We start from the raw sequence: 21,999 nt of genomic DNA on the forward strand, positions 1-21,999 counted from the left end.
AGGAACGTGCCAGATGCCAGGCGGAGCTGCGCGCCCGCACCGCAGCGTACTGTATGCGTACGTGAGGAGCGGACGCGCAGCGACAACGCCGCAGATGGCCGTTCCTGAACAGGCGTCAGAAGCGGAACGTGAGGTTGAGCAGCGCCGACTCCCGGTCGTAACTGAACGACGGGGCCACGGCGTCGGTTCCAGACGCTACGCGCCAGGCATTGGTCGCCAGCTGAGTCGCCGCGGCGGCAAACACTACCCCGCGAGAAAATCCGGTGGACTCGCGGATCCCGACGGGGTCGTAACGGGCGTCCTCCCGCGGCGCCAGGTAGAAGGCAAACACGGTATACCAGAAGAAGTCCGTGCCGCTGAAAAACAGCAACGCCCGATTGTAGGTGGTCGGCTCACGGCGATAGCTCTGTAACGCGAGTTCAAACGTATAACTGGCGGCGATTTCCCCGCCCAGGCGGTAGGGCAAGACAGACTCGTCGGGGATTCCCGTTGCAGTGCTGAGCCCCAAGAAGAACGAACCGTCGTCCTCCCCGAAGAACTTGAAGGTGGCTTTGTCGGCGCCGACGCCTTGAGCGACGAGGATATGACCAGATTCGTGGATCGCGAGGTTGGTCAGAAACGCGAAACCGATTTCGAGCGGGCCGGAGAGAGACCAGCCGTCGTCGCCGGCCGCGGGTCGCGGCGTGCTGAGAATCGATGCGAGCCCCACCGCCGCCATCCCCATCCAGATCGTGTGCGTTCGCGACATGCCTGGTGGAGGATAACTTCCATCCGGTATTTGTCCAGGACCGTACACACTCCGGCGCGGCGTTTTCTCCGGGAGCACGGCGAGGCGGAGGGGCGTTCGCGTCTTGCCCTTGGGAGACCGGGGCGGCCCATGTTATGATCGCGCTGTGCGTGATCACTCGTTCACCGAATTGGGCAACCGAGCCTTCAGTCGAGGCGACCTCGCGGCGGCGATGCGGTACTACCAGCGGGCGCTCGACGTCGAGCGCAAAGCCGGGACCGAACGCTCGTTGGCGGTGACCCTTGGAAATTTGGCCAACGTGTACGCCAGCATGGGACGGCGCGAGGAGGCCGAAGGGTTGTACCGGCAGGTATTGGACATCGAGCGACGCCTCGGCGATGAACGCCAGATCGCACTGACCCTCCTGCACCTCGGGAATCTCGCGGCCGACTCGCTGGAGGGGGCAAGGGCCCGCGCGTACTATTTCGAGGCCCGCGACCTCCTCGAACGGTTGGGCGAGACCGGGCCGTTGGGCGTCCTGAACCAGAATGTGGGCTTGCTTGCCCGGGAGTCCGGGGAGTACGACAACGCCATCGCGGCCTTCGAAGCCGCGCTGGCCCTGATGCGACGAGCCGACGATCGTCGCGGGGTCGCGGCCGTCTATACCAACCTTGGACGCACGTATCACCTGATGGGACGGCTCGATGAGGCGTTTGCGTGCTGTTCCACCTCGCAAGCCATGGCCGAGCGCGCCGGTGATGAACTGGCGCTTGCGTCGGCCCGTTACCACCTGGCGGGCATCTGTGAAGCGCGGGGCGACCGCGCCGCCGCGATCGCCCACTTGCGGATCGTCGTGGACATCGACCGGCGATACGGGTTGCCCAAGTACGAAGAAAACCGTTCCCGCCTGGCCGTACTGGAAGCCATCGAGAAATCCGGATGAGTCGCGCGGAGGCCGGCACGATGGATGCGGTCCAATCGTGGCTCGAATCGCGGGGCGTGTGTGTGGACCGCAACGGAGACGGCGTTCTCGGCTTCGAAGCGGCTCGGGACCAGTGCCTGGTGGAGGTCGATCCGACAGGATCCGTGCGTTGTCAATTCGGAGTGGATCTCGACGAGCTGCGCGACTTGATCGCGGGATCAGCCACCGAGGACCTTGGCGAGGATGAACTGGTCCGGGCGGCGCGGTATCATCTGCAAACGATCGCCAAGCCATACGCGGCTCGTCTCATCGCGGGAGGGTTCGCCGAAGAGTACGAAGTGACCGCCGACCACGCGGTCATCGGGTATGTCCACCCCGTGGATTTCTCGAAGCCCGAGAACGTCTTGTCCGCGCTGGATCGCTGCCTGGGGATTCTCGGCTCGTGAGCGATCTTCACGACGCGGTCACGGTTTTTGCGCCCGCCTCGGTCGGCAATGTGGGCCCGGGGTTCGATGTCCTCGGCCTGGCGCTCGCGGGCTTGGGCGACACCGTCCACGCCCGGAGGATTCCCGGGCGGAAGGTCGTAATCCGGGAGATCCGCGGCGACGCGGGCACACTCCCGACCGACGCGCGCAGGAACACCGCCGGCATTGCCGCGGCCAAGGTGCTCAAGCTGCTCAAAGCTGATGTCGGCGTCGAATTGATCCTGGAAAAGAACATTCCCGGAAACGGACTCGGCAGCAGCGCGGCCAGCGCCATTGCTGGGGGATTTTCCGTCAATGCGCTCTGGGGGGCTCCGCTGTCAAAGACGGATCTCCTGCTGCCGTGCGCGGCGGCCGAGGCAACGGTCAGCGGCGGCTACTTTCTCGACAACGCAGCCGCTTCGCTGTTCGGGGGGATCAATGTGACCAATCCCGAGGCTCGGGACGTGGTGTCCCTCGGTGGACTCGCCGGAGCGATCATTGTCGTGGCGACCCCGCGCTACCAGCTGCTGACCGCGCGCTCGCGCAAGGTCCTGCCCAAGCGCGTGCCCCTCGCGGCAATGATTGCCAACTGCTCACGCGCGTGCGCCATCGTGGCTGCGGTGGCGAAGCAAGACGCGGATCTCTTCGGCCGTTCCATTGTCGACGTGGTGGTCGAACCCGCCCGCGCCTCCCTCATCCCCGGCTTCGCATCGGTCAAACGCGCGGCGCTCAAGGCCGGTGCGCTGGGGTGTTCGATCTCCGGCGCCGGATCTTCGGTGTTCGCGGTGACCACGGACAAAGAACGGGGTGACCACATCGGCGAGTCCATGCGCCGCGCGTTCGCGCGGGTGCGCCTCGACAGCGTGGTCACCGTGACGACCATCGACCCCGAAGGAGCGCGGGTGGTGCATGCGGAAACGGCAAGCGGCCTTAGGAAGACCGGCTGATCAACTCCGCGCACCGATAACCGCTCTGCACCGCCCCTTCGATCGACGCGGGGAGGCCCGTCCGCGTCCAGTCTCCGGCTAAGAAGAAATTTTCCAGCGGCGTCCGCTGATCCGGGCGGAAACGCTCGCTGCCCACCCGAGGGGAGAACGTGGCGTGAGGCTCCTTGATCGCCACGCGGTGTCGCAGCACGGCGGTGCGGGCGGCGGGAAAGTGCGCGCGGAGGTCGCGGAGCGCAGAGTCCAGCAACTCGTCGGTCGTTCGGGTGATGAAGGCGTGGGCGGCGCTGATCACCAACGCCACGTGGCCGTCGTTCTGCAGCTGACCGAGCAGCAGGCGGCGATTGAACACCCACTGCCACGTCGTGCCCACCAGCCCCACGAAGGGCTGATCCATTACCGGCCGGTCGAACCACAAGTAGAGTGAAATGATGGGGGAAGAGACCAACCCCTGAGCCGCCAAGAACTGCACGTGCCCGAGCTGGACTTCGGACGGGAGGAGCTCCGAGAGATTGACATACGGGATGGCGCTGACGAACCACGACGCGGTCAGCGCGCTGCCATCGCCCAGCAACAACTCGGTGACGCGGCCGCGCACGACCCGAAGGCCCGACGCCGGCTGCCCGGTCAGGATGCGCCCCTCGCGTTGTTCGATGAACTGCTGCGCGGCATCGGTGTAAAGAGGCCCAAGCCCCGTGCGCGGAATGCCGACCGCCGACCACGAGGCGCGCTGGAAGAAGGCGTTGGTCAACACGGTGGTGAATGGAGACGCGGCGGCCACGTCCGGCGTTTCGTTGAGCGCAGCGATCGCGAGTGGATGCCACAACCGCGTGCGCAACGCGAGCGGTTGCTGGTGACGATCGAGCCACTGGGTGACGGAGAGCCCGACGGCGTCGGCTGCGCCGTGGCGGCGCAGGTGCATCCCCAGGGCCAACGCGCTGCGGCGTTCCTCCCACGAGAGCCCGCTGGCTCGCAACAAGCCCACGGCCACGTGCCACGGGGCGGGCAGCCGAGCCGCGGCGATTCGTGAGGAGACTCCGTCCGATCCGACCACGTCGAGCGACAATCGCGTTTGAAACGCGAGTTGATCGAGCGTGCCGAGGGTCGTCAAGAAGCGAATCGTTTCGCGGTAGGCGCGCAGGAACACGTGCTGGCCGTTGTCCACCACGTCGCCGGTGGTCTGATCGACGTAGGAGGACGCGCGACCGCCCAGGCGCGAGCGTTTTTCCACTACGGTGACCCGAAACCCCCGCTCAGCCAGCGCGACCCCCGCCGCCAGCCCCGCAAACCCCCCTCCAACAATTACGACGTCACGATCTGAAGGCATCATGTCTGGGGACTAGTGTTTGATGGGTGGCACGCTCTGCTCGGTTGCGGGCCGGCGAGAATGGGTCAGATGCAAGGCCGCGTGAGAACCGTACCGGAGCGTACTGGTTCGTACGTGAGGAGCGGAAGCGCAACGCCAACGCGGCAGATGACCCGTTATCGCCCGCCCACGGTCAGTCGAGCCACACGCGGTCCGGATGCTCCGGATCATCCATCGGCGACGAGATAAACAACACCTCGATGGGGTCGCTGTCGAACTGCGCGGCGTGCGGCGTATTGGCGGGGATCACCCAGATGTCGCCGGGCTTCACTTCGCGGGTGAGCGACCCAACCGTGACCGTGCCGCTTCCGTTCAGCACGTAGCCGATCTCGTCGTGGGTGACGTGGACGTGTTTGCGGAACGGGCCTCGGTGGCCTTGAAACACGAACACGCTCGACTGCATGCCGTGGCCGAGATAGGTACGTTTGAACACGTCTTGATCCGTGAGCCGATCCGCATTGATCGCCTGCCGGACGCTGGTGACGTCCACCGCGGTTTTCGGCGTTGGCTGTTGGCAACACGGGCACCGGTACATCAACGACTCCGTTGGGTGCGGATGTGGCCCGTTGTAACACATCTGCGCCGCGAAAAACAGCTAGGTCTTGGAGGGTTCCGGTTTGGCGGTCAGCCGCATGACCGTGACGTACAAGGCACACAAGAGAAGCACGAGGCCGACGAACCACCAGGCGCGGGCCTTGAGCACCGCGATCATTTGTCCCGGATCATCGAGGAGCTGTGGCTGATCGCCGATCACGCGGGCGCCGAACCAGGCGAGCACCGTGCACCAGAGCGCCGAGCCGCCGGTTGTGACGAGAAGGTAGGTCCGGACCGGCATACGCACGATTCCCGCAGGTATCCCGATCAAGTGCCGGACAACAGGCAAGAGCCTAGCGAAGAACACCCCTCCCGCTTCGTACCGAGCCAGCCACCGTTCCGCGCGTTCGAGTTTGGCTTCGGTGACGGCCAGGTACGGGCCGTAGCGCACGATCAGCGGGCGACCCACGGCGCGGGCCACCCAATACATCAGCCCCGCGCCGATCACGCTGCCGACCGTACCCGCGAGCACCACTCCCCACAAGGTAAACCGCCCTTGCGCGGCCCAGTAGGCGGCGGGTGGAATGACCAGCTCGCTGGGCACGGGAAGCACCGTGCTCTCCATCGCCATCAGCAGGACGATGCCCAGATAGCCCCAATCGTGGACCCAGGTGAACCAGATGGTAACGAGTCGGTGCATGGCGGAGCATCGTACAAGACGCCGGGCGCGTTGACAAGGTCGGTGTGCCGGTGGTCAACGACGCGCCAGAACCACTGCGGTCGGTCGCGGGCGTCTTATTCGTGGGAATGGGGCGTTTCGTCGTGCGGGTGGTTGTCAGCGTTGGGACTGGGCGGCGCAGACGGCTGCGGCGTGGGGGGCGCTTCGTGCATCGGAGCGTCCGTGTGGCCGTTGCCGTGACCGTGTTCGTGGAGTTGCGGCGGGGCGACGGCTGCGTAGATCGACAGGCCGATCAGGCCGAGCAGGACCGCGCCGCTCGCGGCCAACGTGCCCTTGCGTGCGCGGGGATGACGCTCCAGCCCGCGGTCCAACAGCGGCAGCGCGATCAACGCGAACAGAAACAGGGCCAACGCCTGATACATAGTGTCGATTTTGCCGGTGAAGTTTTCCAGCCCGTAGAGCCACAGAAACGGCCACGGCGGTTTCAGGCTCATCTCCTCGCCCGTGACCGGCTCTCCCATCGGCGCGGGCGCGAACGCAGCCACCAGCGCCACGGCGGCAAAGTAGATCCCGCCGAAGACCGCGATGCCCCTCACGTGCTCGACCATGGTGCCGGTCATGCGCTCGCTGGGAACCGACTCGCGCGCAGAGTCCTCGCCGAACGGCAGCGGCGACAGGCTGTGGGCGTTGATCAGATAAAAATGCACGGCTACGAAGAATACGATCAGCAACGGCAGGATAGCGACGTGAGAGGCGAACAGTTTCAGATTTAACGAGACCGCGTCCTCCGCGCCCAAGAACTCGCCCAACGGCCCCAACCAGCGCAAGCCGCTTCGGTAATGCGCCAAGGCGTCGAACGCTTCCTGGTCCCATTTGAGTACGGTGCCCGTGAAATACGCTCCGAACACGCCGAGGCCCAGCAGCGCCACCCCCGCGTACCACGTCACGATGCGCGGACCCTTGTACGCGCCCGTGATGACGATCCGCAGCACGTGCAGGATCAGCGCCAGCACCACGGCCTGCGCGGTCCAATAATGGAATGCGCGCAGCCACGACCCGCCGGGCACGTCCTCCACCAAGTGTCGGACGCTCTGGTACGCGCGCTCAGGGTTCGGATCGAAGAACTGGACCAGCAGGAACCCGCTTCCGAACAATAGGAGGAACCCCACAAAGGCGATGCCGCCCAACGTGTAGGGGAGCGTTTTGCCGTGGCCTGGAACCGGATACTCGAGGCGGCTGATCTTGAAGTATCGCTCGATCAGACCGCCGGGTCGATCCGGTACGGGACGGGGCGGTGTGCGTGGGAGGCGTTGAGCCATGCGTCGGGTGGCTGGGGGACTAGGATTCGAACCTAGATACGCAGATCCAGAGTCTGCAGTCCTGCCATTGGACGATCCCCCAAGACCCGTGGACCCGTGATCGGGGCGGCCGGACGCGATCGGCGCTGACTCTACGCAAAAGGTGGAGGGCTGTCAAGCCGAAGGGGTGAAGCGGCGGGACTCGATCGCCTGAATCGCGTCTTCAATACGCACCGTGGCCTCGTCTTTCCCCAGGAGGCGCAACACGTCGTAGATGCCGGGGCTCACGGTTTTACCCGTCAACGCCACGCGCAATGGCTGCGCGAGCGTGGCCATCTTGCGGCCGGTCTCGGCCATGAGTGTGGCGAACACCGCCTCGTGCGCCTCCTTGGTGAACGGCGCCTCCCGCAGGAGCACGAGCAGCCGTCTCAAGTCTGGGAGCACGTCGGGAGTCAGGAATTTGGCGGCGGCCGCGGGGTCGATCTCGCGCCGCCCGGGTCGATACATGAGGATCGCATCCGCAATGTCCACCAGGGTCTTGCTGCGTTCGCGGTGCGCGAGGAGCACCTCCTCGACCCGCGAGCTGGACAGATCGGACGGCGCGTGTCGCGCGCTGAGCAGGGCTTCCACGTGCGGGACAATCGTCTTGGGCTCGGCCGTCTTGAGGTAGGTGGCGTTGAGCCACAGCAGCTTTTCCACGTCGAAGACCGCTGCGGAGCTGGTAATGTGGTCCAGGCTGAACTTCGCGATCAGTTCCTCCCGGGTGAACACCTCCTGGTCCCCGTGCGACCAGCCAAGGCGCGCGAGATAATTGATGAGCGCGTCGGGGAGATATCCCATCTCGCGATACGTCTGAATGGACGTGGCGCCGTGGCGCTTGGACAAACGCGCCTTGTCCGGCCCCAAGATCATCGAGAGGTGGGCAAAGCGCGGGATCGGATAGTCGAACGCGTGGTAGAGCTGGATCTGGCGCGGCGTGTTGTTCAGGTGGTCGTCGCCGCGGATCACGTGGGTGATGGCCATATCCACGTCGTCGACCACCACGCAGAAGTTGTACGTCGGCGTGCGATCAGACCGCAGGATGATCAGATCGTCGAGCTGGCGGTTTTCGAACACCACGCGACCTTTGACCAGGTCCTCGATCACGGTTTCGCCGTCCTGAGGCGTCTTGAACCGCAGCGCGAAGGGTCGGTGGTGGTCCGCCGCGGTCAGCGCCCGGCAGCGCCCGTCGTACTTGGGGACCTCGCCTCTGGCCAGTGCGGCCTGCCGCCGCGCCTCCAGCTCCTCCGGTGTGCAATAGCAGCGATAGGCGTTCCCGTCGTCCAATAACGCCTGCGCCTTGGCCTGGTAGAGCGCGAGTCGATCGGTCTGTCGGACTGGGTCGGAACCGCTCGCCTTCTCCCATGCGTCCCAGTGCAGACCCAACCACGTCATCCCGTCGATAATCGCGGCGATCGCCTCCTCGGTGGAGCGGGTGCGGTCGGTGTCCTCGATGCGAAGGAAGAATTTCCCGCCGTAGTGGCGCGCGAACAGCCAGTTGAACAAGGCGGTTCGCGCGCCGCCCACGTGCAGATACCCGGTTGGGCTGGGGGCGAAGCGAACGCGGACCGGAGACGGTGGGCCACTGACGGACATTGCGGCATTATGTCACGCCGACTTCGCGCGAGTAAATAGCGGCGCCGAATGCCCCGCCCTTGTGTCCACGCGGTCTTCAGGATTACAATGACGTTCCCGGAGATTCCCGATGCACGTGGCTTCCACGGTGGTCGCCGCCCCGCGGTTTCTGTCTCCAGAACCCGAGGTGGTCATGACCAAAGCGTTTACCGAGCCGTTTCGCAACGCGATCGCCACGGCCAAGACCTGTTACTCCGCGAACGGAATCGTCGGCGACGAACAGGTGACGAGCGGGTACGAGGCGCTGGCGCGGAGCATCTACCAAGCGGGCCACCACACCACGCTCCAGCACGCGCACTTCCAGTTCGCCATCTCCAACGTGTCGCGGCAGTTCATCTGGTCGTTCCTTCACAGCCACCCGTTCTACAACTCCGAGCAGGTCAGCCAGCGATACGTGACCTTGCGCCCGGACGCCGTGGCCGTGCCGCCGTTGGCCGGCGAGGCCCTGGCCCTGTACCGTAAGACGGTGGCGCGCCAGATGGCGGCCTACGCCGAGTTCTCGGAGCGGCTGGTGCCGTTGGCGGACCGCGAATGGGCCGCGCGGTTTCCGCGGGCGCGCAAACATTTTGCGCGCGACGTGAAAAAGAAGGCTCAAGAGATCGCCCGGTACGTGGTGCCGGTGGCGGCGTGGTCCTACCTGTACCACACCATCAGCGGCATCACCCTGCTTCGGTATTACCGCCTCTGCCGGCAGTTGGACGCTCCGCTGGAACAACAGGTCGTGGTGGGGAAGATGGTCGACGCGCTCCTGGCGTTCGATCCGCGGTATCGCACCGTCTTGGAGGAGCCGCTGGACGAGTCCGTGCCTCCCGAGGCGGCGTTTTTTGCGAGGACCCCGACGGACCCCGCGGCCGCGCGCGCGTTCTGCGCAGAGTTCGACGTGCACCTCGACGGCCGCACGTCCAAATTGGTCGATTACAAGACGCAGAACGAGCGGCTGGTGGCGGACGCGGTGCGCGAGGTCCTCGGCGTCCCGACCGCACGCGTATCCGACGCCGACGCGATCGATCTGGTCCTCAATCCCGCTAGGAATCGTCTGCTGGGCGAGTCCCTGAACTTGACCACGCACAACAAACTCACGCGGGCCTTGGTCCATCCCTCGTATACGTTCAAAAAGAAACTGAGCCACACCGCGGATTCCCAGGACCAGCGCCACCGCATGACGCCGGCCTCCCGGCCCGTGTTGGCCGCGCACCTGACCGATCACCCGGACGTGATCGTGCCCGAACTGGTGCGCGAAGACGCCCGTCTCGAGCGCGACTACCGCGCGTTGATGGACGAGGTGTGGGACGCGATGGGCCGGCTGCGAGACTGGGGCGTGCCGGATGAATTCGTCTTGTATCTGTTGCCCAATGCCGCGGCGGTGCGGTTTACCGAGTCCGGGGACCTGCTGAGTTTGCGACACAAACACGCGATGCGCCTGTGCTACCTGGCGCAGGAGGAAATCTGGCGCGCCTCGCTCGACGAGGCCCAGCAGATTCGAGAGGTCAATCCCCTCCTTGGGCGATTCCTGCTGCCGCCTTGCACGCTGCGCGACATGGCGCAGGCGCTGCCGAAGTGCCCGGAGGGGGAGCGGTATTGTGGCGTGAAGGTGTGGCGGCTGGATCTCTCCCAGTATCAGCGGTTGGTGTAGGGGCAGCCCGTTCATGAAGGGCCATCTGCGGCGTTGTCGCTGCGCTTCCGCTCCTCACGTACGCACCCAGTACGCTGCGGTGCGGTGCTCGCTCCGCCTTGCATCTGGCCCGTTCCTGAACGGGCTCCGCGGCCCGAGTTCTCGGCCGCGTCAAGGGAAACAATGGGCTTGAATCCCGAGCCACCTCCGGAGGAGCCCGTTTCGCCCGAAGCCAAGTGGGAGGCCAATCGCGCCAAGGTGGCGTTTGCTATGGCGTTTCCGGGGCTCCTGAGCGATTGGAAGGACGCGCAAGGCAAGACCATTGATGCGGTTCTTCCGGCGCCGGACACCACCGTGGTGCTGTTCACGGACGGCACGTTCGGGTTGATACCGGTTCGAGAACGTGCCCCCGCCTCGGTCGTGGCGGCGCTGGTTGCGGCGCGGCCGCGACTGGAATCCGTCCGCGCTGACGCCTACGCGATGCTGGATCGGCTCGAGGCGAAGGACCGGGAGTTGGCGCGTCGCGCGCGGCTGGAGAAGGTGCTCGGTGCGATCCGCCACAACGCGGCGGAGATCCCGGAATTGAAAGACGCGGTGCGGCGTCTGGTGGCATCCTGGAACGATCAATCGAATCCCCATGGCCAAACGGACCAAACCTCAGGCGGTTAAAGATCTGGAGAAGGTCGCCGCGGAATTGGCGCCCTTGGCGCAGGCCTCGGGCGACGCGGACTTGTTCGCTGATTTGGTGGAGACGATCCACCGCCTGCTGACGGAACAAGCCGACCGCGGCGACGTCAAGCTCATCACCCGCGCGTTTCGCGAGCTTCGGTACGCGTTCAAGACCTTCACCCCGTATCGGCACATTCGCAAGGTGGCGGTCTTCGGATCCGCCCGCACCAACGAGCAGGCGCCGGCGTACCGGCAGGCCGTGGCGTTCGGCCGCGCGATGGTGGAGAGCGGCTATATGGTGATCACCGGAGCCGGAGACGGGATCATGCGGGCGGCGCAAGAAGGAGCCGGGCGCGAACGCAGCTTCGGCATCAACATCGATCTGCCCTTCGAGCAACTGCCCAACGAGTTCATTCACGAAGACCCCAAGCTCATCGCCTGCAAGTACTTTTTCACGCGCAAGTTGATCTTCGTCAAAGAAAGCCACGCCCTGGCGTTGTTCCCGGGCGGATGGGGGACGATGGATGAGGGCTTCGAAGCGCTCACGCTTCAACAAACCGGGAAAAGCCCGCCGGTGCCGATCGTGTTCGTGGACGAACCCGGCGGATCCTATTGGGCCGAGTGGCGCGAGTACAATGTCCGCCACCTGTTGGGCCGGGGGTTGATCTCCCCCGAGGACTTGTACCTGTTCACGATTACGGACCGGACCGATATCGCGGTGAATGAAATCATCTCCTTCTACAAGAACTATCACTCCTCGCGCTACGTACGCGGGCGCCTGGTTTTCCGCCTCAACCGCCCGATGCCCGAGGACTTGCTGGACGCGCTGAACGACGAGTTCGCTGATCTGCTCAGTCAAGGGAAGATCGAGCAGGGCGCGGCGCTGCCCGAAGAGCGAAACGACCAGGATGTCCTGCATCTGCCCCGGTTGCTGTTCTGGTTCAACCGGAAGAACTCGGGCCGACTGCGTCAATTGATCGACCGCATCAACCTCGGCTACTGATGGCGCGCCCCGCAATCGACCGGTTGGGTGTCATCGGCGTGGGGCGGATGGGGTCGGCGCTCGTTCGCGGGGCGATTCGGGCGGGGCTGTGCTCCGCAGACCGCATCACCGCGGCGGACGCGGCGCCGGGATTGCTGCGCTCGCTGGTGGACGACACGGGCGTGGCTGCGGCCGCGGACAACCGCGCCGCGGTCGCGGCGTCGTCCGTGGTGGTGCTGGCGGTCAAACCGCAGGTGATCGACGGCGTGCTCGACCAAATCCGGACCGCGGTGACCGCAAAGCACCTGCTGGTGTCGATCGCCGCCGGAGTGCCCCTCGCGCGCCTGGCGGCCCACCTCCCGCCTGGAACACGCCTGGCCCGCGTGATGCCCAACACGCCGTTACTGATCGGCTGTGGAGCCGCGGCCTACGCTATGGGTCCGGATGCGCGTGCCGAAGACGCCAAGACCGTCGAAGCCCTGTTCGGCGCGGTGGGAACGGCGGCGCAGGTTGCGGAGGAGGTGCTCGACGCGGTTACGGGTTTGAGCGGCAGCGGTCCCGCGTTCGTCTTTTCTTTTATCGAGGCCCTGATCGACGGGGGCGTAAAAATGGGCCTTCCCCCCGGCGTGGCGCGGGCGCTGGCGGTCCAGACCGTGGTTGGCTCGGCGCGTCTGGTGGCTGAGACCGGGGCGTCGCCGGCCGCGTTACGCGAGCAGGTGATCTCCCCCGGCGGCACCACGCTTGCCGGGCTCGCGGCGCTGGAAGCCGGGGAATTCCGGGCCACCGTCGTCGCAGCCGTTGAAGCGGCCACCAAGCGTTCCAGAGAACTCGGGAAAACCGGCTAGGCCGCACACGATCAGGCGGCGTCCGAGCGTCTCGCGTGCGGCCGTGCCTTGAACCGGTAGAGGTTGGTATCGGCCCTCGCGATCAACTCCTCGACCGCTTCGCCATCCTCCGGCCACGAGGCCATCCCGAACGAGAATTCCAGATGCGTCGAATTGCCGTCTTTTGAGACCGGGAGCGGCGTGGCGCGAAACATCTCCCAGAGCCCCTCCCACTTGGGAAGCATGGCGTTCTTGGAGGCCTGGATCATCAACACGGCAAACTCGTCTCCGCCCAGGCGGGCAATCAGATCGCTCTTGCGGACCTTGCGCCGCAAGAAGAACACCAGCTCTTGGAGCGCCCGGTTGCCGGCCAAGTGCCCGAAGCGGTCGTTGAGCTGCTTGAATCGGTCGAGGTCCAACAGAACCAGCGTGAACGGAAAGTCGTACCGAGCGGCGCGTTCCAACTCGTGGCTGAGGCGGTCGACGAACGCACGGTGGTTCAGCACGCCGGTGAGCGGATCGCGATTCGCGATGTGTTTGAAAAACCGGCTTCTGGTCACTCGGGTCAGCACCCTGCGCGCGAGTTCATGGCGGTCGGAACGGGTGATGTAGTCGTCGAACCCCAAGCGCAGCGCGACCAGCCGCTCGGCGTCGCTGCCGTTGTCGGTCACGAACAATGCGGGGGAGTGGTCAAGCCCGTCCTGGCGTTTGAGCGCGAAATACAGGTCAAGGCCGTTGACCTGTCCACACCGAGCCCCGATCACGAGCGCATCCGGAATCGTGGAGCCGAGCGTACTGAAGATTTCGCGAGGATCCAGGCACGTCAGGGTCCGTACGCCCACGTGCTGGAGCGCGTCCGCGATGTCGTTCAGGGCGCGCCGATCATCGCCGAGCGCCAAGACCGCCGGTGCGTCGCTTTCCGTCGCGACGCCGATCAGCTCTTCGATGCGATGAAGCAGGCGATTGTGGTCAGGGGACGCGGAGAACACCGCGTCGGCACCCGCGTCGAGGGCTGCGGAGCGATTGTCCCAGTTGGTCTCGTGGACCAAGACAATGACTGGAACGACGGGCAGGGAAGAGTCCCGACGCAGGTCTGCGCACCACGCGGCCGCGGTACGACCTCCGCCGCCGTCGTCCAGGATCACGAGCGACGCCGCGGTCTCGACGACTCGTGGGACCAACGGCTCGTCGGCTGCCGCGTGTTCGACGCGGTACCCCTCGTGTTCAAGCGCCCGGACCAAGGCTGGACGGTCCGGACTCTCGCCGACCACGAGGATTGTGGGAGCAAAGGCATTCCCCGACGAGACGGGCGGGTGGGACGACACGGTCACCTCCTTGTGTGAGCCATGGTGTGACGGACTGTAGCCGTCGCGCAGAGTATAGCAGAGCGCGGCCGATGTTCCGACGGACAGGACCTTACAAGGCGGAGGACCGCGCCATACAGCGCTTGTGCTGTGCGAGGATGTGGTCGAGTTCGGATTCGAATTGGTGCTTGGGCGCTTCCCCGATCACCATAAAATAGGGCCGGCCCGACACGAAGAAGAGCAGCGTCGGCGTGCTTTGGACGCCGTAGCGCGTCACCAGCGCGCGTTCGGCGTTCGCATCCACCTTGGCGAATCGCATCTTGTTGACGTAGCGGTGCGAAAGCGACGCGAACACGGGACTGAGTTTCTGGCTGTGTTCACACGCGGGGCCGAAAAAATTCACCACCACCGGAAGGTCGGACTGCAGCACCACGTCGCTCCAGTTGGCTTCCGTCGCGGTCTTGAGATTGACGAGTTCTCCGGATTCAGTCATGCCGATCTCCTTACCTCGCTTGCGAGACGTAACGCAGGCGCGTATTGCTTCGCCGCCTGCAAGGACGCTTCGCCGGGTGTGATCCGCGCTCATAGGCGCGGTGCAGGCTCCCGCGCCGAGGCTGCGAGACGCCGTTGATGTTGATCATACGCAGTGTGTCAATCTCGCTTGCGAGACGCAACGCAGGCGCGTATTGCTGCCGCCTGCGAGGACGCTTCGCCGGGTGTGATCCGCGCTCATAGGCGCGGTGCAGGCTCCCGCGCCGAGACCCTGCGCCGTGCCGTCGGCACGGGAATGCTCATCGCCCCTTCCTTCCAGGTGGCGAAGCACTGCGAGACGCCGTTGACCTTGTCACTCGGGTTCTCCATTTCAAAAGCCATCTCGCCCTACCGCGGCACCAGGCCGTCGATGTCCGCGGCGTTGAGAAGGGGCGCGGCCAAGACCCGCAGATTCTCCTCCACGTGAGAGACCTGTTTCATGCCCACCAACGCGGTGCCGATGCCGGGAGTGGATCGGGCAAACTGGATCGCCCGCTGGGCGTCGGTCTCCACCCCGGTCACGCGCGATCGAATCTCGCCCGGCAGGTCCTGCGCCAACCGATTCTGGTAGAGGACCGCGCTGCCCACCACGTAGAGATCGAGCGCCGATGCGGCCTCGAACGGCGTCATCGCGGTCCCTCGAACCGTCTGGTTCTTGCGCACGTACGCCTCGGGCATCGCCAAGCTGTACGGTAGTTGGACCACGCGGAAGTGGTGCCGCTCCCCAGCGAGTTGGCGCGCCAGAGCCGCGAGGCGCTCGAGAGATATCAACCCGGCGGCGCCCGTCGACGCGCGGAGGCCGTTCCACGTGGCGATGCCGTAACAACGGATCTGACCCGCGTCCACGCGGCCCTCCAGCGCTTCGAACGCGGCCCTCATCCGCTCATAAAACCGGTCGACCGGGATCTCCTCCAACTGCATTTCAGGGTTGTGGAGGCAATAGACGTCGATGCACGCGAGGTTCAGGTTGGCCAGACTCCGTTCGATCTGGTGGACCAAAAACCGCGGCGCCAGGCAGTGCGAGCCCGACACCACGTCTTGCGGGTCGAGCAGCCCAGAGGCGACAAACGTCTGGCGGAAGTAGGCGGCCGGGTCCGCGGGCGGCTCGCCGTCGTAGGGGATGTAGCCGCCCTTGGTGGACACGATGATTTGCTCGCGGGGGATTTTGCCCTCGGCCAGCGCCCGGCCGATCGCGCGCTCGCTGCGCTGGCAGCGGTAGTTGATCGCGGTGTCGACCACGTTGCAGCCCAGATCGAACGCCCTGGCAATGGCGGCCTCGTAAATGCGGTCGGTGACCGTGTCGGACGGTCCGAGGTAGGTGCCGATTCCCACCGACGACAGCGTCAACCCGTCGAACCCCCTCGGGGTGTCGGCGGCGCCGTAGTGTCGCCGCTCCGCGGCGAACGCGGCCGTGCCCTCGGGCGTGGCGTGGCGCGCCACAGTCATGGGGTGGGCCGGACTTTCACGAACGGGCGAACGTCAATGGATTGAAACACGCCGCCGGTCACGTAGGGATCGCCTTCCGCAAACGAACGAGCCTCCTCCAACGAATCCGCGGCCATCACGATCAGGCTTCCGCTGCCGTCCCCGAACGGTCCGGCCAGGACCAGACGCCCTTGCGCTACGAGGGCGTCGATGCGCGCAAGGTGAGCCTCGCGCAGCGAGGGCCGCCGCGCCTTGCCGTGAGGTCCGTCGGTGCCGATGATCGCGAACAGCACGTTAGGAGTGTATCCCAATCACCCGATATGGGAAGCCGGGCAGGGTCGCGGCCGGCGGGCGGGAGGTCACCGTCGCGCCAGCCACACCACGTGCCCCAGTTCGGGCAGAATGAGCTTGTGCAGGGCCAGGCGGACCGCGCCTTCGGACCCGGGGAGCGAGAAGACGACTTTGCCGCGGTACAATCCGGCGGTGGCCCGGCTGAGCATGGCTGCGGGTCCGATTTCTTGAAACGACAGCCATCGGAACAATTCCCCGAACCCGTCGATCCGTTTCTCGAGCAGCCGATCCACGGCTTCGAACGTCGAGTCTCGACTCGACAGCCCCGTGCCGCCGGTCAGGATCACCACCTGCGTGCCCGCATCCCTCGCAATACGCGCCAACACCTCGACGATGGCGTCCGGGTCGTCTTTGACCACGATCGACCCCGTGACCCGATGATCGTGCGCCTTGAGCAGCTCGCGAATCGCGTCGCCCGATCGGTCGTCGGCCGGGGTTCGCGTGTCGCTGCACGTCACGACGTAACAGGCGACTTCGCGCGGAGCCTGCGCCCGGTGTTCCGAGTGTGCCATCGCCCCTCCGGAGGAGGAGCATCTTACCGTGGGTTCAAAAAGCGTGTCAACGAAAGTGCATGGCGAGCGCATCCCCCGCAGCTTGCTGCAGGAAGGTTCAACTCGCCCACCGGACGATTCGCCTCGACGCTCTCAGAGGCCTATGTTATAGTAACGCGCGCTGCGGCGTCAATTCCGCAACGGAGTGGCGTGAACGACCCGTCGACGAAAGAAACGTATGATCTGGCCGTGGTCGGCGGCGGCATCATGGGTGCGTGGGTGGCGTACGACGCGGCCCAGCGCGGTCTGCGCGCGGCCCTGTTCGAGCAGGGTGATCTTGGCAGCGGCACCAGCAGCCGCACCTCCAAACTGATCCACGGCGGGCTGCGTTACCTCGAACAGTTCGCGTTTCGCTTAGTCGCCGAGGGCGCGCGCGAGCGCGCCGTCTGGCTGCGCATCGCCCCGCATCTGGTCCGGCCGTTGCCGTTTCTGTTTCCCATCTATCGCGCCGCGGGGCGTCCGCCGTGGCTCGTCCGGGTGGGGATGGTGCTCTACGACGTGGCCGCCCTGTACCGCAACGTGGAGCCGCATCGCATGCTCTCGGCGGCCGAAACCAAGCGGCTGGAGCCCGCGCTGCAGCACGCGGATCTCGCGGGCGCGGCGCGGTTCTTCGACGCGCAGATGGACGACGCGCGAACGTGCCTGGAAGTGGCGCTGTCGGCCGCCGCGGCCGGGGCGCGGATCGACACGTACGCGCGGGTGGATGGTCTGATCGTCGCGAACGGGCGCGTTGACGGCGTGCGCGTGGGCCAACGCGAGATCTTCGCACGCGTGATCGTCAACGCGGCTGGACCGTGGCTGGACCGCGTGAGCGCGATGGCGAACGGCCCCGCTCGTCGAATTCGCATGACGCGCGGCGCGCACCTCGTGTTGCCGCCGCTGCTGCGCGAGCACGCCCTGGTCCTTTCCGCAGGCAGGGACGGCCGGGTCTTCTTCGCGATCCCGTGGCAGGGCCACACCCTGGTCGGCACGACCGATCTCGACTACGCGGGGGACCCGGCTGAGGTGACCTGTACCGACGACGAACGACGCTACCTGCTGGACGAGATTCAGAAGGCGCTGCCGGGCGTGGCGATTCGCGAGACCGACGTGGTAGCGGTGTTTGCGGGCGTGCGGCCGCTCGCGTACGAGGAAGGGGAGTCCGCGTCGGCCATCAGCCGCGAAGACCTCATCGCCGAAGACCCCAACGGCGTGATTGCGATCGCGGGCGGCAAATTCACCACCGCGCGCGCCGTGGCCGAGCGCGTGGTCAATCGCATCGTCGAACGCGTGGGACGACCAGGACTCTCCCCGTGCCGGACGTCCGACACGCCATTGGTCGGTGGCCGAGCCATCCTGGACGCCGAGCGTCACGCGTGGCGCCAACGCAGCCGGAGCGCGGGATTGGACGACGCGCAGTTCGAGGCGCTGGTCGGCATGTACGGCTCGCGCACCGACGCGCTGTTGGATCTGATCACCCAGCGCGGCGCCGGCCGGAGGTTGCATCCGGACCTGCCGTGGGTCGAGGCCCAGGTGGACTTCGCTGTGGAGCACGAACTGGCGCGCACGGTCGAAGACGTGCTTCGCCGGCGCCTGCCCATTGCCCTGGGGCCGCACCGGCACGACGTGGCGATCACGCGCACAGTGGCTGAACGCATGGCTGCCCTGTTGGGCTGGGACGCGGATGCGCGTGAAGAGTCGGTCAGCCGATATTTGGCAGCCTAAGAGTCCGTCCATGAAAGGCCATCTGCTGCGTTGCCGCTCCGCATCCGCTCCTCACGTACTCACAACGTACGCTCCGGTGCGGTTGCTCACGGCGCCTTGCATCTGGCGCTTTCCTGAACGGACTCAACGCTCGGCCTATTCGGACCAATAAGGAGAACAGGCTATGGTGTTGCTCGAATTCAGCATGTCCCCCATGGACAAGGGCGAAAGCGTGGGCAGATACGTCGCGCGTTCGCTGGACATCATCGACAAGAGCGGCGTGCCGTACCGCTTGAACCCGATGGGCACTGTGCTCGAAGGCGAGTGGGACGAGGTTTTCGGCGTGGTGAAGAAATGTTACGAGCGCATGCGCAAAGACTGCCGCCGCATCACCATCGGCATCCGCGTCGACTACCGCAAAGGTCCCCGCGGCCGGCTGGAGTCAAAGATCGCCAGCGTGGAGCGACGGCTGAAACGAAAGGTGCGAACCTGACATTCCATTCGGCGTAGCGGCCGCGCCTTTCCGGTGGGTCGCGGCCATGCCGGGCGGTCGTGACGCGCGCGTCGGGATTCGACATTTCTGTTCGGGCTGTGGACGGCTGAAAATCTCCGAAATTTGAAAAATACGAAAACGGGCTACGCCTGAAGATGAGTTGATCTCGTTGAATTTTAAGCGGTATGATGGGTCCAAAAATTGGGCAAAGCGTTGATTCCCGTGTTAAATGCGCGTAAGGGCGTTCAATCGCGATAGTTATCCCCATGTTGTCCACAGAGTTCGTGGATAGCCCCTTTGGCTGAGCCTTGCAGCTGACCGGAGAAGAGTTCGCAAATTCATCCCTCTGGTCCCCACCCGATTCCTTGACCCACGAGCGCTCCACGGACTAAGCTGGCTTCCACCGAAGGCCCCAAGCCCAGGAAAGGACCCTGCATGCCGACCGGAGCCGCCAAGCCGTATGACATCAAGACCATTCTCGTTCCAACGGATTTTTCGGAGGGCGCGCAGCTTGCGCTCGAATACGCGAAGACCCTGGCCAAGGTGTTCAAAGCCAAGATCGTCCTGCTGCACGTGATCGAAACGCTCGCATCCACTCTGACGGAAACGATGCAGCGAGTTGGGACCGACTCCATGGTGAGAAGCATGACGCAGTCGCCGCAATTGCTGGACGTCTATGCCCTGATCCAGCGCGCGGTCGAACCGGCGCTTGACCAAGTGGTGGAGGACCTGAAGAAGGACGGCGTGTCCTCCAGCCGCAGCCTCCTCCAAGGCCCGGCGTACGAGCAGATCGTCGCCCAAGGCCGGGCCCTCGGCGCGGACCTCATCGTGATGGGCACGCACGGTCGACGGGGTGTGAGCCACCTGTTCATGGGGAGCGTGGCCGAGCGCGTCGTGCGTCTGGCGTCCTGCCCGGTCTTGACGGTGCGCACACCACACGGTCCAGCGGGCGCTCCCACGTAAGGAGGGATGGGGCCGGGCGGGTAAGGGCGTGCATTTCGACCGCTTGTGGACGGCTGAAAATCTCCGGAATTCCCAAAATACGAAATCGGGCTACGGCTCAAGATGAGTCGATCTATTTGAATCTTCAGCGGAATAGCGGGTCCAAAAATTAGGCAAAGCGTTGAGTCGCGCATTAAATGCAGGTAAAGGCGATCAATCGCGACTGTTATCCCCATGTTGTCCACAAGCTCCGTGGATAGGAACGCCCAGCAACCTGGTGGGGACGTTCTTTTAAAATTTTAGGTTGTGATCACTACTAGTGTCGATAGAGGACCGAGAATATGCGATGAACACGCAGCTGACGCCGGTTTCAGTCCTGGCACTGTTCCTCTCCGGGCTTTGCCTCGTCGCGTTGCCGGTCTCCGGCCTATCGGCCCAGCTCGAACCGGATCGAGGTGTCTGGCGCACGGCGGCGCCTACGCCCACGAAGCGAACCGAGGTGGCGGCCGGGTCGTTGGCCGACAAGATTTACGTTGTGGGCGGATTTGCGAAGCCCAGCTTGGGGAACGTCATGCGGCTGGCGATCACTCCGGCGCTCGAAGTCTACGATCCCTCCACAGATCGATGGACTGCCAAGGCGCCCATGCCGGTCGGTCTGCATCATGTCGGTCTGGGGGTGACAGGTGGGCGGCTGTTTGTCGTCGGCGGGTATCGGCAGTCGGGGCTCAGCGGCTGGCAGCCTGTGGCGACGGTGTATGCCTATGATCCGGCCGTGGACGCGTGGGCCGAGCGCGCGCCCATGCCCACAGCTCGCGGGGCATTGTCGGTGACTGTGCACGACGGGAAGCTGTACGCCATCGGCGGCTACGACGGGAAGGCCAATAGCGCGGCGGTCGAGGTCTACGATCCGGTGCGCAACCACTGGGCCTCTCGCGCGCGGCTACCAACCCCTCGCGATCATCTCGCGGCCGCGACCGTGTCCGGGAAGGTGTATGCGATCGGCGGACGCAAAAACGGCGACTATCGACGGAACCTCGCCGTCGTGGAAGCGTACGACCCGGCGACCGACCGCTGGGCCCGCGTCGCGGATCTCCCGACCGCCCGCAGCGGCATCGCCGCATCCGAGGTGGGCGGGAAGATCTACGTGTTCGGCGGCGAAAGCGGGGAGGGCACGTTCCGCGAAAACGAGGTGTATGATCCGGGCCGTGATACCTGGCTGGCCCTGGCGCCGATGCCGACAGGGCGCCACGGCCTCGGGTCCGCGGTGGTGGCTGGGCGCATTCATGTCCTCGGCGGCGGCCCCACTCCCGGAGGGTCCTTCAGCGATCTGAACGAAGTGTTCATCCCTCAGGACTAGTCATTGCAGACCAAAGAACTCCCGTTGCGCGTCTCGGAAGCGGTGGGCGACGTCGCTGCGCTGCTGGAACGGCCTCGGGATGCGCGCTGGCTGCTCGTGTTGGCGCACGGCGCGGGGGCGGGGATGCGCCATGCGTTCATGGAGGCCTTGCCGCGCGAACTGGCCGACTGCGGCGTGGCCACCCTGCGCTACCAGTTTCCCTACAGGCAGCATGGCCGTCCCAGACCGGATCCTCCCGCGGTGCTGATCGCCACCGTGCGCGCCGCCATTGCCGCCGCGGCGGACGCCGTGCCTGATCTGCTGCTGCTTGTGGGCGGAAAATCCCTGGGCGGGCGCATGACGTCACACGCGCTTGCCGAGCGCCGCGGCCCCGCCGCGTCGGATGTCTCCGCGCGCGTGCGCGGGCTGGTCTTTTTCGGCTTTCCGTTGCACGCGCCAGGCAAACCAGGCGCGACACGCGTGAACCGCAACCCCGGTATCGCATAGAGAAAAGCGCGGCCATCTCACGCAACTTTTCTTAGGTAGTTTGGGCGAGCGCGTGCCTAGGAGCCTGTCCGAGTAATCGGCTTGTGTCGGCTATCCATTTCGTGTATAGTTCGCGGGACCCTTGCGACGAACGGAGGCCCCATGAGCAAGACGTATCGGCCCTACGAACCGGACCAGGTGT

At 65.4% G+C, this 21,999-nt stretch carries 23 protein-coding genes and 1 tRNA gene; 12 read left to right on the plus strand and 12 right to left on the minus strand.

Annotated features, from left to right (window positions below; genetic code table 11):
- Positions 1–115 precede the first annotated feature (115 nt).
- Entirely contained in the window at positions 116–748 is a 633-nt protein-coding gene (locus AB1451_08800) for a hypothetical protein (protein MEW6683008.1), read from the minus strand.
- A gap of 145 nt (positions 749–893) precedes the next feature.
- Here AB1451_08800 and AB1451_08805 point away from each other — a divergent pair, with 145 nt between their 5' ends.
- Genes AB1451_08805 through AB1451_08815 form a run of 3 tightly spaced genes read left to right on the plus strand, consistent with a single transcriptional unit; the run spans position 894 to position 3,060 of the window.
- Positions 894–1,670, plus strand: coding sequence for a tetratricopeptide repeat protein (locus AB1451_08805; GenBank protein MEW6683009.1), 777 nt, complete (start codon positions 894–896; stop codon positions 1,668–1,670).
- Positions 1,667–2,095: a hypothetical protein gene (locus tag AB1451_08810; GenBank protein MEW6683010.1), complete on the plus strand. Its 429-nt coding sequence runs from the start codon at positions 1,667–1,669 to the stop codon at positions 2,093–2,095. The genes AB1451_08805 and AB1451_08810 overlap by 4 nt, the downstream gene beginning before the upstream one ends.
- On the plus strand, positions 2,092–3,060 hold the full coding sequence (locus tag AB1451_08815; protein MEW6683011.1) for a homoserine kinase: 969 nt from the start codon (positions 2,092–2,094) through the stop codon (positions 3,058–3,060). The genes AB1451_08810 and AB1451_08815 overlap by 4 nt, the downstream gene beginning before the upstream one ends.
- Here the strand turns inward: AB1451_08815 and hpnE are convergent.
- The 6 genes from hpnE to gltX form a co-directional block, all read right to left on the minus strand.
- The gene (hpnE, locus tag AB1451_08820) at positions 3,044–4,384 is read right to left on the minus strand and encodes a hydroxysqualene dehydroxylase HpnE (protein MEW6683012.1); all 1,341 of its coding nucleotides are present in this window, start codon (positions 4,382–4,384) and stop codon (positions 3,044–3,046) included. The two genes, AB1451_08815 and hpnE, sit on opposite strands and share 17 nt — an antisense overlap.
- A gap of 172 nt (positions 4,385–4,556) precedes the next feature.
- The gene (locus AB1451_08825; protein ID MEW6683013.1) at positions 4,557–4,958 is read right to left on the minus strand and encodes a cupin domain-containing protein; all 402 of its coding nucleotides are present in this window, start codon (positions 4,956–4,958) and stop codon (positions 4,557–4,559) included.
- Between the two features lie 60 nt (positions 4,959–5,018).
- Positions 5,019–5,657, minus strand: coding sequence for a DedA family protein (locus AB1451_08830; protein ID MEW6683014.1), 639 nt, complete (start codon positions 5,655–5,657; stop codon positions 5,019–5,021).
- Between the two features lie 95 nt (positions 5,658–5,752).
- The gene (locus AB1451_08835; protein MEW6683015.1) at positions 5,753–6,955 is read right to left on the minus strand and encodes a cytochrome b N-terminal domain-containing protein; all 1,203 of its coding nucleotides are present in this window, start codon (positions 6,953–6,955) and stop codon (positions 5,753–5,755) included.
- 8 nt (positions 6,956–6,963) lie between these two features.
- A tRNA-Gln gene (locus tag AB1451_08840) sits at positions 6,964–7,037 on the minus strand.
- 71 nt (positions 7,038–7,108) lie between these two features.
- Entirely contained in the window at positions 7,109–8,569 is a 1,461-nt protein-coding gene (gene gltX, locus AB1451_08845; protein ID MEW6683016.1) for a glutamate--tRNA ligase, read from the minus strand.
- A gap of 109 nt (positions 8,570–8,678) precedes the next feature.
- Between gltX and AB1451_08850 the strand changes: the two genes are divergently transcribed.
- The 4 genes from AB1451_08850 (at position 8,679) to proC (ending at position 12,716) form a co-directional block, all read left to right on the plus strand.
- Entirely contained in the window at positions 8,679–10,241 is a 1,563-nt protein-coding gene (locus AB1451_08850) for an FAD-dependent thymidylate synthase (protein MEW6683017.1), read from the plus strand.
- A 168-nt stretch (positions 10,242–10,409) separates the two neighbouring features.
- Positions 10,410–10,889, plus strand: coding sequence for a hypothetical protein (locus AB1451_08855; protein MEW6683018.1), 480 nt, complete (start codon positions 10,410–10,412; stop codon positions 10,887–10,889).
- Positions 10,858–11,892 carry an LOG family protein gene (locus AB1451_08860; GenBank protein ID MEW6683019.1) on the plus strand — a complete coding sequence of 345 codons (1,035 nt, stop codon included), beginning with the start codon at positions 10,858–10,860 and terminating at the stop codon, positions 11,890–11,892. Before AB1451_08855 ends, AB1451_08860 begins: the two co-directional genes overlap by 32 nt.
- The gene (gene proC / locus AB1451_08865; GenBank protein MEW6683020.1) at positions 11,892–12,716 is read left to right on the plus strand and encodes a pyrroline-5-carboxylate reductase; all 825 of its coding nucleotides are present in this window, start codon (positions 11,892–11,894) and stop codon (positions 12,714–12,716) included. Before AB1451_08860 ends, proC begins: the two co-directional genes overlap by 1 nt.
- Positions 12,717–12,727: 11 nt before the next feature.
- On the opposite strand, the gene AB1451_08870 is transcribed toward proC, so the two are convergent.
- The 5 genes from AB1451_08870 to AB1451_08890 all read right to left on the minus strand — a co-directional run bounded on the left by AB1451_08870 (position 12,728) and on the right by AB1451_08890 (position 16,818).
- Complete coding sequence (locus AB1451_08870; GenBank protein ID MEW6683021.1) at positions 12,728–14,020, minus strand: diguanylate cyclase; 1,293 nt, start codon at positions 14,018–14,020, stop codon at positions 12,728–12,730.
- 91 nt (positions 14,021–14,111) lie between these two features.
- Entirely contained in the window at positions 14,112–14,492 is a 381-nt protein-coding gene (locus AB1451_08875) for a thioredoxin domain-containing protein (GenBank protein MEW6683022.1), read from the minus strand.
- Between the two features lie 386 nt (positions 14,493–14,878).
- A complete protein-coding gene (locus tag AB1451_08880) occupies positions 14,879–15,976 on the minus strand; it encodes an aldo/keto reductase (protein MEW6683023.1) in 1,098 nt (365 codons plus the stop codon).
- Positions 15,973–16,248 carry a YciI family protein gene (locus AB1451_08885; protein ID MEW6683024.1) on the minus strand — a complete coding sequence of 92 codons (276 nt, stop codon included), beginning with the start codon at positions 16,246–16,248 and terminating at the stop codon, positions 15,973–15,975. The genes AB1451_08880 and AB1451_08885 overlap by 4 nt, the downstream gene beginning before the upstream one ends.
- Positions 16,249–16,314: 66 nt before the next feature.
- Entirely contained in the window at positions 16,315–16,818 is a 504-nt protein-coding gene (locus tag AB1451_08890) for a MogA/MoaB family molybdenum cofactor biosynthesis protein (protein MEW6683025.1), read from the minus strand.
- 189 nt (positions 16,819–17,007) lie between these two features.
- Between AB1451_08890 and glpD the strand changes: the two genes are divergently transcribed.
- The 5 genes from glpD to AB1451_08915 all read left to right on the plus strand — a co-directional run bounded on the left by glpD (position 17,008) and on the right by AB1451_08915 (position 21,818).
- Complete coding sequence (gene glpD, locus AB1451_08895) at positions 17,008–18,561, plus strand: glycerol-3-phosphate dehydrogenase (protein ID MEW6683026.1); 1,554 nt, start codon at positions 17,008–17,010, stop codon at positions 18,559–18,561.
- Between the two features lie 163 nt (positions 18,562–18,724).
- Positions 18,725–19,033 (plus strand): MTH1187 family thiamine-binding protein, encoded by a 309-nt coding sequence (locus tag AB1451_08900; protein ID MEW6683027.1) that lies wholly within the window; start codon positions 18,725–18,727, stop codon positions 19,031–19,033.
- 435 nt (positions 19,034–19,468) lie between these two features.
- Positions 19,469–19,996 carry a universal stress protein gene (locus AB1451_08905; GenBank protein ID MEW6683028.1) on the plus strand — a complete coding sequence of 176 codons (528 nt, stop codon included), beginning with the start codon at positions 19,469–19,471 and terminating at the stop codon, positions 19,994–19,996.
- Positions 19,997–20,321: 325 nt separating this feature from the next.
- The gene (locus AB1451_08910; GenBank protein MEW6683029.1) at positions 20,322–21,332 is read left to right on the plus strand and encodes a kelch repeat-containing protein; all 1,011 of its coding nucleotides are present in this window, start codon (positions 20,322–20,324) and stop codon (positions 21,330–21,332) included.
- Between the two features lie 3 nt (positions 21,333–21,335).
- The gene (locus tag AB1451_08915; protein MEW6683030.1) at positions 21,336–21,818 is read left to right on the plus strand and encodes an alpha/beta family hydrolase; all 483 of its coding nucleotides are present in this window, start codon (positions 21,336–21,338) and stop codon (positions 21,816–21,818) included.
- Positions 21,819–21,999: the final 181 nt, after the last annotated feature.

The sequence above is a fragment of the Nitrospirota bacterium genome, assembly GCA_040757335.1.
Classification (GTDB): domain Bacteria; phylum Nitrospirota; class Nitrospiria; order 2-01-FULL-66-17; family 2-01-FULL-66-17; genus JBFLXB01.